The sequence below is a fragment of the Haloarchaeobius marinus genome (assembly GCF_051207415.1).
Taxonomy (GTDB): Archaea; Halobacteriota; Halobacteria; order Halobacteriales; family Natrialbaceae; genus Haloarchaeobius.
The window spans coordinates 157,852-170,774 of sequence record NZ_JBPKGD010000001.1 but is presented as its reverse complement, the minus strand read 5'-3'; the positions used below and the strand labels follow the sequence as shown (position 1 = coordinate 170,774).

Genomic DNA, 12,923 nt, shown 5'->3' with positions numbered 1-12,923 from the left:
GGGTGCCCACCTCGTCTCCCCCAGTAGCGCGACCGCTAGTACGGGGTCCACGCATAGACGTGCAGACTCCACGCAGACGCGGTCCTTTGTATTGGAGCGAATACACGTCGGCAGAGACGAGTTACCTGCCCCCGGACCACGGGACGGAACCGGGTAGGACCGCGTTTCATGGCCGGTAACGGACCGATACCTGCGGCTACGGGGAGCGTCGGACGAGAGCGCGAGAAGGGAAGACTTCGCCGACTACGGCGTCTCGCTCGTCTCGAGTGAGAACTCCGCCTTCGGGTACGCGACGCAGGTCAGCACGTAGCCGTCCTCGAGTTCGGGGTCGTCGAGCATCTGCTGGTTGTCGTGGACGACGAAGTCGCGAGAGTCGCCGTCCGGGATGTGCCCCCCACAGGAGACGCACTGGCCTTCGCGGCAGGCGTACGGCAGGTCCCAGCCCTCGTCCTCGCCGGCATCGAGCAGGGTCTCGTTGTTCGCGACCTCGATGGTCTCGCCCTCCTTCACGTACTCGACGTCGAAGTACTCGACCTCGTCCTCGGGGATGTCGGCCGGGCTACTCGACTCCTCTTCGCCCTCTTCTGACTCCTCGAGTTCGGCGCCTGCTTCGCCGCCACCGATGGCCCCGACGGCACCGCCGCCACCGATAGAACGATTCATCGGTTCCGGGAAGTCGGTCTCGGCGACCGTCTCGGCACGTCGTTCGAGTACCTCCTGCGAGATGTCTTCGCTGGGCGTCCACGCCGTTCCACGAAGGAAGTGCAGGGCGACGGCGGTCGCCGTCAGAGAGAGCCCGATGACCAGTCCCAGTTCGTTCACCATATGCGAGACGGTTCGAAGTACTGGTTTAATTCAGTTGTGATTGCTGGCGCGAGCGGTCGCCGCGTCGTCCGCTTTCACTGCCGGCCGGTGCGGTCGACGGACCTCTCGGCGGGTTCGACGAGTTCGTCGCCGACCGCCGGACCGGGACGCCGGACGACGACGTCCGGGACGGGGCGAGAGTATTTGTGATGGCTCTCTGTTAGACAGGGACATGCAACCGGTCGCTGGTCGACGTCGGCCCGACGGCCCGGACGGGTGGAGAGGCGAGGGCGGATCATGACCGGCGGGGACGCTCGCGTCGGACTCCTGCAGGCCGTCGCCATCGAGGTGGGCCTCATCGTCGGCGCGGGGTTGTTCTCGCTGACCGGGGTCGCAACGACGCTGGCGGGGACGGCCGTCCCCCTGTCCTACGTGTTCACGTTCACGGTCGTCGCGATGAGCCTCGTCCCGACGGCCGCACTGGCGGCGGCCCGGCCGGTCACCGGTGGGAACTACTGGTACCCGAGTCGCCTCTGGTCGCCCCCGGTCGCCTTCCTCACGGCGTGGGGGCTCTCAATCAGCATGTTCGGCGGCGGCCTCCCGGTGTACGCACTCAGTTTCGGCCGGTACGTCGACTCGCTGGTGGCGGTGGACCCCGTCGTCGTCGGCGTCGTCGTGCTGACGGCCTTCTACCTCGTGAACCTCGCCGGCATCGACGTGGCCGCCGTCGTCCAGTCGTTCCTGTTCCTCACGCTGGTCGCGAGCCTCGTCGCCTTCGTCGTGGTCGGTGCGCCCGCGGTGGACCCGGAGAACTTCGACCCCTTCCTCTCGACGGGCGTGACGGGCATGTTGACCGGTGCGGGTGTGCTCTACTTCGTCTGTCTGGGTGCGAACTTCATCGTGGACCTCGGCGAGGACGTCCAGTCCGCGACGGTCACCATCCCGCGGTCGCTCGCGGTGAGCATCCCACTGGTGTTCGTGCTCTACGTGGGGACGGCACTCGTCGCGGTCGGCACGGTCGGGGCGGGGTCGATGGACGGCGCGACGCTGAGCGTCCCGGCCCAGGCCGCACTGCCGCCGGCGCTGGCGACGTTCTTCGTCGTCGGGGGCGCACTGTTCGCCATCGCGACGAGCGTCAACGCCGTGTTCATCATCGCACCGAAGTACATGGTCGTCCTCGCCGAAGACGGCTTCTTCCCGGCCGCCGTCGCCAGGACGAACGACCGGTTCGGCACGCCACACTGGGGGCTGACGGTGGTCTTCGCGCTCTCGCTCGCGTCGTTGCTCAGTCCACTGCCCGTCGGGAAACTCGGGTCGCTGCTCGGGTTCGGCGGCATCGTCCTCATCGTCCCGATGATGGTGGCGGCGGTCCGGTTCGTCCGGGAGCACCCCGACCGGTACGCGGCGACACCGGTTCCGGTCCCCGGTCGGGTGACCGTCGCGCTGGCCGTCGCCGCGGTCTGTGCGAACGCCGTCCTCCTGACCCTGCTCGCCGGCCAGAACCCTGTCCTGTTCGGCGCGTGGGCGACCCTGACCGTCGTCGGTGGCGGCAGCTACCTGCTCGCGCGACGGCGGTACCTCGACCGGCGGGGCGTCGCCCTCCTCGAGGGGTTCGACGGGGAGTTTTAACCCTCCGACTCGTCGGGCGGTACATGTCGAACGAGCGCACTGGCCGCGACGCCGTGCCCGGAGTCGGCCCCTGTGGGGTGACCGCTCCGTGACCGCCGACCTGCGAACGGGCGTCGTCGGCGCGGGCGTGATGGGCCGCGACGTGGCCGCACTGCTGGCGAACGGCGGGTACGAGGTCGTCCTCGTGGACGTCGACGAGGACGCGCTGGCCGCGGCCGAACGCTACCACGAGACCGAGGTCGAACCGGCGCTCGACGCCGCCGGACTGGCCGACGGCGACCCGGGCGACGGCCACCTCGACGACCGCCTCAACTACGAGACGGACCTCGACGCCCTCGCCGACTGCGGGTTCGTCGTCGAGGCCATCAGCGAGACCCTCGACGCGAAACGCGGCCTCGTCCGCGACCTCGAGACGGTGCTCGCACCCGACGCCGTGGTCGGGACCAACACCTCCTCGCTGACCGCGAGCGACGTGGCGGCGGCCGCCGACCGTCCCGAGCGCGTCGTCCTCTTTCACTTCGCCAACCCGGCGATTCCGCGAGACGTCGTGGAGGTCAACGGCGAGGCGGCCAGCGACGATGCACTCGACCGCGCCGAGTCGGTCGCACGGGGGATCGGCAAGGAGCCGTTCCGCCTGGGGACGGAACGACGGGCGAACGGCCTCAGTCGGCTCTCGGCGGCCATCAAGTGCGCCGGGACGTGGGAACTGCTGGCGGCCGACGCGGCGGCCATCGAGGTCGGGGCCCGCCAGATGGGCTTTCCCCGCGGCCCGCTGGCGTTCGTCGACCTCATCGGGGTCGACATCCACCTCGCGACGGTCGACAACCTCGCCCCGGCGTACGACGGCCGGTTCGACCCCCCGCCGTCGGTCCGCGAGCGCATGGAGCGCATGGTCGCCGAGGGACGGGCGGGCGCGAAGGACGGCGAGGGCTTCTTCGTCTGGGAGGACGGCGAGGCGGTCCTCCCGTCGGTCGACGACCCACACGACGTCCAGCCCGTCGTCGCCGCCCTGGTGAACGAGGCCCACCGGATGGTCGCCGACGGCGTCGCCGACCGCGAGACGCTGAACGAGATACTGAAACGCGGCAGCGGCGGGGTCGTCGGCCCGTTCGACGTCGAGTCGATGGTCGGTGCCGACGTGCTCCGGGACGTGCTCGAAGCCCGGTACGAGGAGACCGGCGCGGGCGTGTACGAACCGGCCGAGTCGCTCTGAGCCGGGTCAGTCCGCGATGACCGGCGGGACGGCACCGGGGTCGACCCGAACGTCGAGCAACGTCGGGCGGTCGCGGGCGAGCGCGTCGTCGAGTTCGCCCGCGAGGTCCGCCGGGTCGGTGACCACCGTCCCCGCACAGCCGAACCCCCGGGCGACGGCGGCGTAGTCGGTGCCGGCCTCGAAGTCGGTCGAGACGTCGACGCCCCAGTTCGCCAGCTGACTCGCCTTCGAGGAGGCCAGCGACTGGTTGTTCCAGACGACGACCACGACCGGCAGGTCCTCGCGCACGGCCGTCTCGAGGTCCGAGATGTGGTAGCCGATGCCGCCGTCGCCCGACACCGCGACGACCGGCCGGTCCGGGTCGGCGGCCTGTGCGCCGAGCGCCTGCGGGAGACAGCAGTTGATGCCGTCGCTGCCACGTGCCTGGACGTAGCCGATTCCCGGCTCCCTGACCTCGTAGAACGCCCCGGTGAAGAAGCCGGGGAACGATGTCGCAGAGACGAGCAGGCCGTCGTCGGGGACGGCCTCCTGCAACTCCGCGACGATGCGCGCCGGGTCGATGGGCGTCCGGTCGCTCTCGAGGCGACCGGCGTACTCCTCGCGCCACGCGTCACGGTCGGCGGCGACCCCCTCGATTCGCTCGCGTCGGTCGCCGAAGTCGACCGGGAGGAGTTCCTGCCGCAGGGCCTCGACGGTCGCCCGGACGTCGGCCTGCACGGCCACCTCGACGTCGTAGTTACGACCTAGCCAGTGTGGGTCGAGGTCGACGTGGGCCACCGTCGCGTCGTCGGGGAGCAGGGTCCAGCCGACGGTCGACAGTTCGCCGAACCGGCAGCCGAGGCCGACGACCGCGTCGGCATCCGCGACGAGGTCGTTCGCCACCTCGCAGAACCCCCACCGCCCGACGACGCCGGCAGCGTACGGTTCGTCCTCGGCGACGACGCCCTTCCCGTTCATCGACGTGACGACCGGCGTGTTCGTCTCGTCGGCGAGCACGCTAACCGCCTCGGCCGCCCCCGCCCGGAGCGCCCCCTCGCCAGCGACGACGACCGGTCGCTCCGCGTCGGTCAGGACGCTCGCGAGGTCGGCCACGTCGTCCGCCGCCGGCGCGGGCCGGCCGGTCCCGAAGTCCAGTGAGAGCGGGTCCCCCGGTCCGGCGCCGGCCTCGCCCGCCAGCACGTCCTCGGGCAGGTTCACGTGGGTCGGTCCCGGGACGCCGGTGACGGCCTCGCGGGCGGCCTGCCTGACCGCCTCGACGACCCGGTCGGGCGACTCGGGGTCGTAGCTCGCCGAGACGAACGGGTCGAGGATGGCCTCGTTGTCGGCGTCCTGGATGGCCTCCCGGCCCCGGAACGCACGGTCGTTGTCGCCGGTGAGCGCGAGGACCGGACTCGACGCCCCCTCGGCCTCGGTCAACCCGACGCCGGCGTAGGCCGCGCCCGGCCCGCCGACGCCGTCACAGACGCCGAGTCGCCCGGTCACCCGGGCGTACGCGTCGGCCATCATCGCCGCGCTGGCCTCGCTCCGGGGGTGGACGTGCCGCACGTTCGACTCCGCGAGCGCCGCGTAGTACGGTTCCAGTTGCTCGCAGGGGAAACCGAAGACGACCGAGACGCCGCTGGCTTCGAGCGTTTCGACCGCGTCCTCGGCCGCGGTCACGGGAGACCACCACAGTCGGGAGGTGATGACATAGTACACGCCCCGGAGCGGTCGGTGAAAAGTGTACCTCCCGCAGGAGGGGCCGGCCGGTCGTCGGGGCGTGCGGCGTCTCAGCCACTGGTGAGGGCGACGACCACCGTGAGCAGACTCCCGAACGCGACCCACGCCCCGATGCCCCGCCAGACCAGCACCTTCCAGTCGGGGACGCTATCCGGGTCGAGTCGGCCCGGCGACCGGAACTGGAGCATCCGTCGGGTGCGGACGGCCATGAGCGACCCCGTGACGACGCCGAACAGGCCGGCGAACACGGTGACGACTGCGACGAACTGGACCATGGGAGACAGTTCCTGCACCGACCGAAAAAGCGTTCGGACGCGATGTGGAAGTGGGGCCGAACGCCGTCACTCCTCCCGTGCGACCTCGTGCCGCCCGAAGCCGTATCGAAGCCGGTTCGCCAGTCGACGAGAGAACCGGCCAGACTCGGGGGCGCGGGACCCGAACCGTTCGGCCAGCGACTGGTAGATGAGCGGGACGGGGATCTCCTGTTCCAGGGCCTCCTGGACCGTCCAGGTGCCGGTCGACCCGCCGGCGACGTGGTCTGCCACGTCGCCCAGGTCGGTGCCCTCCTCGCGGAAGGCCTCCTCGCAGAGTTCGAGCAGCCAGGACCGGATGACCGCCCCGTTGTTCCAGGTGCGGGCGACGGCCTCCAGGTCGAGGTCGTACCGCCCGTCGGCGAGCAGTTCGAAGCCCTCGCCGTAGGCCTGCATCAGCGCGTACTCGACGCCGTTGTGGACCATCTTCACGTAGTGACCCGACCCGGCCGGACCCATCCGGTCGTGACCGTCGGGGCCGGTCGCGACGGCGTCGAAGACGGGCGTCATCTCGTCGTAGGCCCACTGGGGACCGCCGACCATCAGGGAGAAGCCGAGTTCGGCACCGGCCGGGCCGCCGGAGGTGCCACAGTCGAGGTAGGCGGCGTCGGTGGACTCGGCGCGTCGGATGGAGTCCTCGAAGTGGGAGTTGCCGCCGTCGACCACGACGTCGTCGTCGTCGAGGCGTGGTTCGAGGTCCGCCAGCGCGGCGTCGACCGCCTCGCCGGCGGGCACCATCAGCCAGATTCGCCTGTCGTCGTCGAGGCGGGACACGAGGTCGGCGACGGACTCGGCCGGCGTCGCACCGGCGTCGGCCGCCGCCGCCACCGCGTCGTCGTCGAGGTCGAACGCGACCACGTCGTGACCGGCGTCGAGTGTTCGGTCGACCACGATGCGGCCCATCCTGCCGAGACCGATTACGCCCAGTTGCATGACTCGGACTGTGACAGGCGAGAAGGTAGGGGTTGTGATTCGTCGCAAGCGGCCCGCCGGGGGCCTGCTCACCCGGTGTGGGTCGGCGGCGGGGGGAGGAGGAGTCGTGTCCCGACCGCCCGTGTCACCGGCCGCCTCGCTGGCGTCGCTCGCATCAGACCGCCTCCTCCACGGAGACGGCCACGTCGGACTGTATCCACGCCGTCGACAGTCGCTCGTCGAACAGGAGGACGTCGCCGCCCTCGTCGCCGAGGTAGATGGCGACGTACTGCCCGAGGTCGACCGCGTCGACCCCGAGCGCGCTGTGCCGTCGGTCGGAACCGGGAGTGACTGACATCGCGATTCATCGAGGATCGCTCCTCGTCGCAGTGTTCGTCACAGTCCTTGATAAATGTTACCACATACCAAAGTCGTCGGCGGATACATGCCACTGTCCCGGCGGGCGACCGCGACCACCGGCCACCCGTTGTCGGCAGTTGGCAAAGCGGTATGTCCGGGGGTCCCGAATCCGCCTGCATGACCGTGGAAGCCATCTTCGACGCGATGCCGTACGCCGAACACCTCGGCATCGAGGTGACCGAGGCCGAGGACGGCTACGCCCGTGGCCGACTCGAACTCTCCGAGGAGCACTCCTCCGTCCCGGGGAAGGTCATCGCACACGGCGGCGTCGTCCACTCCTTCGCGGACCACGTCGCCGGTGCGGCCGTCATCTCGCTGAACTTCACGCCGACGCCGACCATCGACATCCGCATCGACCACCTCGCGCCCGCGACCGACGACCTGATCGCCGAGGCGGAGGTCGTCGACGACGGCGCCACCGTGGCCCGGGTCGACGTCGAGGTGACCGACGTCACCGGGACCAGCGTCGCCACCGCCCGCGGCGTCTACAAGACCGCCGGGGGTGACGACGGGTCGGCGTGGGTCGACGACAGCGACGAGTTCCACCAGGTCGACTGACTCCCGGCCGCTTTGGTCGGGGTTTTTCTCGGTGGAGGTACAAGTACGGGTATGCTCGGTTCCGCGAAACTTCGGAAGGTGATAGCTGCCGCGACTGCCACGCAGGGCCTGCTCAGCCTGCTCTTCCCGCGACGGATGGCGAAACTCGGTTCCAGGGTGATGCTCGGTGCGAGTTACGAGAACACCGGCGAACTCGAACCGCGCGAGTGGTACGTCGACTCGACGCGCGCCTCCGGCCTCGGGATGCTCGTCGGCGGTCTGTTCGGCTACATCCTCGCCGACCGCGCCGCGGACAGGGCCGAGCGAACGCGGGCGGAGGAGGAGGAAGAGGAAGAAGAAGAGGCGGAACTGGACCTGTCCGACGAGGACGACGACGGCCCGGTCGTCGTCGACATCGACGACTGAGACGACTCGCCGGTCGGGTTCCCGGCGGTGTGACCCGAATTCGTGCGGTAGCGTCGACCGGTTTTTAAAGTAGTGCTGTATCTGGTAGGCCGGGATGGACCGCCGCACGTTGCTGGGACTCGTGCCCGCTCTCACGCTATCTGGCTGTGTGACGAGTGGCCAGGACGGTGCGAGCGACCGGATTCACCGGATAGCGACGGTCGACGCCGGTTCGGATTCCGACGACCTTCGGTTCGAGGGGACGATACGTTCTGCGGGGAGTTCCGAAGAACCGCAGAGCTCCGAGTCACCCTCGAGAACCGGGGCGACCCCGTCGCCGGTACGTTCGGTTCCACGCCGCCCTTTTCAACCCACTGCGCGACTGACGGAGACGGAACCATCGCCACGCTGCTGCCCGACGACCGGTCTGTCGTCGTCGCCGCGGAGCGCACCGTCGAGGAGATGATTCCCGACGAACCGACCGGGGACTGCTGGCGACTCCGCGATTCGCCGATGTTCGAACAGTCGAGTGGGTACCGCGAACTGGACACCGGCGAGTAACTCGTCACCGAGTTCACGGTCTGGTCGCCGGCCGACGAACCGTGCCTTCCAGCAGGCGAGTACAGGGCGACGGATACACCGGGGGCGGAGGCCGGTGGCGACCTCACGGACCTGACGCTCTCGTTCACCGTCGAGTAGCTGCCCGTGCAATTTTTGCCGCATGGCCGCCAACCTTCGAGTGGCATGCCAGAGAGTGTCAGTGATGCCTCGGGGCTCACGACGATGCCAGAGATGGGCCTCATAGGCTACCTCGTGGCGGCGGGTTGTGCCATCGTGTTGCTCCCGCTCGTCCCCATCGCCGTGGTGGTGTGGGTGGTGCTGAAGGTCGTCGGTGGAGGGGAGGGGCCAGCGACCGACTCCCGCGGCCCCGGATAGGGCTACGTCACACCGTCCGTCTCGCGCTCGTACTCCTCGAACAGCGACCGCGCCGCGATGGTCGCCAGGTTGTCGACCACCGCCCAGACGTCGGCGAAGGTGACGTAGTACGGCGACGGTGCGACGCGAATCACGTCCGGCGGGCGGTAGTCCACGACGACCCCGCGGTCGCGCAACGCCTCGCTGATCCGGTCGGCCTCTGGGTGTTCGATGGCGACGTGGCCGCCACGGCGGTCCGGGTCCTGGGGCGTCCCGACCGCGTAGCCGTGCTCGGCGAGGCGGGCGTCGGTCAGTCGGATCAGGTACTCGGTGAGCGCGACGGACTTCTCGCGCAGGCGGTCGATGCCGGCGTCCTCGACGACGTCGAGTGCGCCCGACAGCGGTGCGGCCGAGAGTATCGGCGGCGTGCCGACCTGCCACGCACCGGCGTCGGGGGCCGGGTCGAACGTCGTCCGCATCTCGAACTGGGTCGCCTTGTCGTTGCCCCACCACCCGGCGAGGGACGGCGTCGTCCCGAAGTGCTCCTCGTTCACGTACAGGCCCGCGATGGCTCCGGGGCCGGCGTTGAGGTACTTGTAGGAGCACCAGACCGCGAAGTCGACGCCGTGCTGGTCGAACTGGTGGGGGACGACGCCGACGCTGTGGGCGGCGTCGACGCCGAACAGCGCGCCGTGCTCGCGGGCGAGTTCGCCGATGGCGGCGACGTCGAGCAACTGCCCGGACCGGTAGAGGACCGTCGGGAGGAAGACGACGTCGACGTCGGCCCCGTCGAGGGCGGCGGCGACGTCGTCCGTGGTGACGGTCCGACCGTCGCTGCTCTCGGCCACCACGAGGTGCTCGTCGGGGTCCAGGCCGCGCTGGCGCAACTGCGCCCGGATGGCGTAGTGGTCCGTCGGGAAGTCCAGGTCGTCGACGAGGACCGTCTCGGCACCGTAGGCGTCGAGCATCGTGCCGACGAGCGTGTGGACGTTGACCGTCGTAGAGTTGGCGACGACCACTTCGGATTCGTCGGCACCGACCAGGGGTGCGAGTCGGTCCCCGAGTCGTTCGCCGTAGTGGAACCAGTCCGGGTCGGCGTCGGTCCAGCCCCGGATGGCCAGGTCGCGCCACTGGTCGACGACCGTCTCCAGGGCGGCCTCGGCGTCCGCCGAGAGCAGTCCCAACGAGTTCCCGTCCACGTATCGCTCGCCGTCGGGCACGTAGAACCGGTCCCGGAGGTCGGCGAGGGGGTCGGCGTCGTCGAGTTCGGCGGCGTAGGCCCGGTCCGTCGGCGGGTCGTCGGCCACGTCGGGCGTCGGCATCTCTCTACGTCGTCGGGTGCGGGATGTGAACCGTTTTCGGTCTTCTCTATCGTGTCTGCTGGCGGTTGAGTGCGTACGGGATAGAGGCCAGTTCCGGTGTGCTGGTCCGGCGTGTGGAGTGCTGTTCGAACCGACGACCGGGTTTCCAGGAGAACCGACGGTCAGATTACTCGCGCCGACGACAGACACCGCACCACGCCCTCCCCAACCGATTCGCTCACCCTCGCTACGCTCGGTTTCGCTCGTCCCTCGCACGATGTCTGCGAGACGGTGCTCACGTCCGTTCGCACCGTCTCGCCAGCGTGCGCCAACCGCAGATTTCCATTCCGTCGAGGGGTGACCTGTCCACCGGCGGTCGCACGCGTTCCATGAACCACGGACGGGCGAAGCGCGTTGGGAGTACGACGATGCCCGGGAGTCGAGCGCCAGGGGCGTTCGAGCAAACCGGCGGCGAACCGCCCCACCGAAACACCGCGGACCACAGCACGTATTGTGGTCGCCGACGATTCGCCGGACATGCCCGACACGGACATCCGTCGACTCGACCGGGCGACGGTCGAGCGAATCGCCGCCGGCGAGGTCGTCGAGCGCCCGGCGTCGGTCGTGAAGGAACTCGTCGAGAACAGCCTCGACGCGGACGCGTCGCGCGTCTCCGTCGCCGTCGAGGAGGGTGGCGTCGACGGCGTCGTCGTCTCGGACGACGGCGTGGGGATGACCGAGGCGGACGTCCGCGCCGCCGTCCGGGAACACACGACGAGCAAGATATCGGACATCGACGACCTGGAGGGCGGCGTCGGCACGCTGGGCTTCCGGGGCGAGGCGTTGCACACCATCGGTGCAGTGTCGCGGACGACCATCCGGACGAAACCGCGCGACGACGGTTCCGGGGACACGCCGGCCGAGGGCACCGAACTCGTCTACGAGGGCGGCGAGGTCGAGGCGGTCCGGCCGGCCGGTTGTCCGGCAGGGACGGCCATCGAGGTGGAGCAACTCTTCTTCAACACCCCGGCGCGGAAGAAGTACCTGAAGACGCGGGCGACGGAGTTCAGCCACGTGAACCGCGTCGTCACGAGGTACGCGCTGGCGAACCCCGACGTGGCGGTGTCGCTGGAGCACGACGGCCGGGAGGTGTTCGCGACGACCGGCCAGGGCGACCTGCGCTCGACGGTCCTGAACGTCTACGGTTCGGAGGTCGCCCGCGCGATGGAACCGGTCGGAAGCGAGGGACCGGACGACGGTCCCCTCGACGGCGTCTCGGGCCTGGTATCGCACCCGGAGACGACGCGGAGCACCCGCGAGTACGTCTCGACGTTCGTCAACGGCCGGTACGTCACCTCGTCGGTGGTCCGGGACGCGGTGCTGTCGGCCTACGGCGGGCAACTCGCGTCGGACCGCTACCCGTTCGTCGTCCTCGACCTCGCGGTCGACCCGGGCGACGTCGACGTGAACGTTCACCCCCGGAAGATGGAGGTGCGGTTCTCCGACGAGGCGGGCGTCCGCCGGCAGGTCCACGCCGCCGTCGAGGACGCGCTGCTCGACGCCGGCCTGCTCCGGTCGTCGGCCCCCCGCGGCAAGTCGAAGGCGGCCGAGGCCGACGTTCGACCGGAGGCGGACGCCGGGACGCCGGAGTCGCCCGGCGACGAGGGGTCGGAGTCGACGCCCGGCGGCGACGGTGCCGTGGGCGCTGACGCCGACAACTCGACGTCCGATGCCGGGACGTCCGGGGCAGAGACGTCGGGGTCAGGAACTGACGGGACGACCGACGACCCGGACGGGGACGCCGCATCGCCGGACACCCGGGGGGAGTCGTCGTCGGAGGCCGCGACGTCCGGGGGCGCGACATCGAGTGCGACGTCCGGCCGGTCGGGGGCGTCGTCGACCGCCGGCACGGGGCGACCGACGCGGGACCGGCCCACCGACCTCGGCGACTTCGGCCCCGGCGGCGACGCGGCGGCCTCCGGCGGGTGGCCCGACCCGCCCACGACCGACCGGCGGTCGTCGCACCGGTCTGCTCCCGACCCCGACCCCGGCGACGGCGACGGCGACGGCGACAAGTTCGGCGGCGAGCAGACGCAGACGACGCTCGCCGGCGAGGACGCCACCGAACCCGCCGAGTACGACTCGCTTCCGCGCCTCGACGTGCTCGGCCAGTACCGCGACACCTACCTCGTCGCCGCCGCCCCCGACGGACTCGTCCTCGTGGACCAGCACGCCGCCGACGAGCGCGTCAACTACGAGCGTCTCCGGGCGGCGTTCGACGACGGGACGACGGCGCAGGTGCTCGCCGACCCGGTCGCCCTCGAACTGACCGCGGGCGAGGCCGAGGCGTTCCCGGCCTACCGGGAGGCGCTGGCCGAACTGGGCTTCCGGGCCGAGCGAACCGGCGACCGGGAGGTGACGGTGACGGCGGTCCCGGCGGTGTTCCGGAAGACCGTCGACCCGGCGGCCCTGCGCGACGTGCTCGCCGGGTTCGTCGCCGAGGGAACCGACGGCGGGGAGACGGTCGACGAACTGGCCGACGCCTTCGTCGCCGACCTCGCGTGTTACCCCTCCATCACCGGGAACACGTCGCTGACCGAGGGGTCGGTCGTCGACCTGCTGTCGGCGCTGGACGACTGCGAGAACCCGTGGGCCTGCCCGCACGGCCGACCGACCCTCGTCTCGGTCCCCGACGACGAGATCGAGGCGCGGTTCGAGCGCGACTACCCCGGCCACGGCGGGTAGGCGGGGCGGCCA

Annotated in this window: 12 protein-coding genes; 6 read left to right on the top strand and 6 right to left on the bottom strand. The window is 70.4% G+C overall.

All coding sequences use genetic code 11. The annotated features are described in order from the left end of the window. Positions 1-243: 243 nt before the first annotated feature. Positions 244-825 carry a 2Fe-2S iron-sulfur cluster-binding protein gene (locus tag ACSC1W_RS00930; protein WP_435344589.1) on the bottom strand — a complete coding sequence of 194 codons (582 nt, stop codon included), beginning with the start codon at positions 823-825 and terminating at the stop codon, positions 244-246. A 276-nt stretch (positions 826-1,101) separates the two neighbouring features. On the opposite strand from ACSC1W_RS00930, the gene ACSC1W_RS00925 reads away from it, so the two are divergent. Beyond that, positions 1,102-2,433 (top strand): APC family permease, encoded by a 1,332-nt coding sequence (locus tag ACSC1W_RS00925; protein ID WP_435344587.1) that lies wholly within the window; start codon positions 1,102-1,104, stop codon positions 2,431-2,433. An 88-nt stretch (positions 2,434-2,521) separates the two neighbouring features. Further along, entirely contained in the window at positions 2,522-3,646 is a 1,125-nt protein-coding gene (locus tag ACSC1W_RS00920; RefSeq protein ID WP_435344586.1) for a 3-hydroxyacyl-CoA dehydrogenase, read from the top strand. Between the two features lie 6 nt (positions 3,647-3,652). On the opposite strand, the gene ACSC1W_RS00915 is transcribed toward ACSC1W_RS00920, so the two are convergent. The 4 genes from ACSC1W_RS00915 to ACSC1W_RS00900 all read right to left on the bottom strand — a co-directional run bounded on the left by ACSC1W_RS00915 (position 3,653) and on the right by ACSC1W_RS00900 (position 6,946). Continuing rightward, positions 3,653-5,305 (bottom strand): thiamine pyrophosphate-binding protein, encoded by a 1,653-nt coding sequence (locus ACSC1W_RS00915; protein ID WP_435344584.1) that lies wholly within the window; start codon positions 5,303-5,305, stop codon positions 3,653-3,655. Positions 5,306-5,415: 110 nt separating this feature from the next. Next, positions 5,416-5,640, bottom strand: a complete 225-nt coding sequence (locus tag ACSC1W_RS00910; protein WP_435344582.1) for a hypothetical protein — start codon at positions 5,638-5,640, stop codon at positions 5,416-5,418. A gap of 66 nt (positions 5,641-5,706) precedes the next feature. Beyond that, entirely contained in the window at positions 5,707-6,609 is a 903-nt protein-coding gene (gnd, locus tag ACSC1W_RS00905) for a phosphogluconate dehydrogenase (NAD(+)-dependent, decarboxylating) (protein WP_435344580.1), read from the bottom strand. Positions 6,610-6,763: 154 nt separating this feature from the next. Then, positions 6,764-6,946, bottom strand: coding sequence for a hypothetical protein (locus ACSC1W_RS00900; RefSeq protein ID WP_435344579.1), 183 nt, complete (start codon positions 6,944-6,946; stop codon positions 6,764-6,766). A 179-nt stretch (positions 6,947-7,125) separates the two neighbouring features. On the opposite strand from ACSC1W_RS00900, the gene ACSC1W_RS00895 reads away from it, so the two are divergent. The 3 genes from ACSC1W_RS00895 (at position 7,126) to ACSC1W_RS00885 (ending at position 8,886) form a co-directional block, all read left to right on the top strand. Then, on the top strand, positions 7,126-7,566 hold the full coding sequence (locus ACSC1W_RS00895) for a PaaI family thioesterase (protein WP_435344577.1): 441 nt from the start codon (positions 7,126-7,128) through the stop codon (positions 7,564-7,566). Positions 7,567-7,617: 51 nt separating this feature from the next. Then, on the top strand, positions 7,618-7,971 hold the full coding sequence (locus ACSC1W_RS00890) for a DUF6199 family natural product biosynthesis protein (protein WP_435344575.1): 354 nt from the start codon (positions 7,618-7,620) through the stop codon (positions 7,969-7,971). 723 nt (positions 7,972-8,694) lie between these two features. Then, positions 8,695-8,886, top strand: a complete 192-nt coding sequence (locus ACSC1W_RS00885; protein ID WP_435344573.1) for a DUF7535 family protein — start codon at positions 8,695-8,697, stop codon at positions 8,884-8,886. 2 nt (positions 8,887-8,888) lie between these two features. Here the strand turns inward: ACSC1W_RS00885 and kynU are convergent, their stop codons facing one another. Then, complete coding sequence (gene kynU, locus ACSC1W_RS00880) at positions 8,889-10,187, bottom strand: kynureninase (RefSeq protein WP_435344571.1); 1,299 nt, start codon at positions 10,185-10,187, stop codon at positions 8,889-8,891. 516 nt (positions 10,188-10,703) lie between these two features. Between kynU and mutL the strand changes: the two genes are divergently transcribed. Beyond that, positions 10,704-12,911 (top strand): DNA mismatch repair endonuclease MutL, encoded by a 2,208-nt coding sequence (gene mutL, locus ACSC1W_RS00875; protein ID WP_435344569.1) that lies wholly within the window; start codon positions 10,704-10,706, stop codon positions 12,909-12,911. The last annotated feature ends 12 nt before the right edge of the window (positions 12,912-12,923 follow it).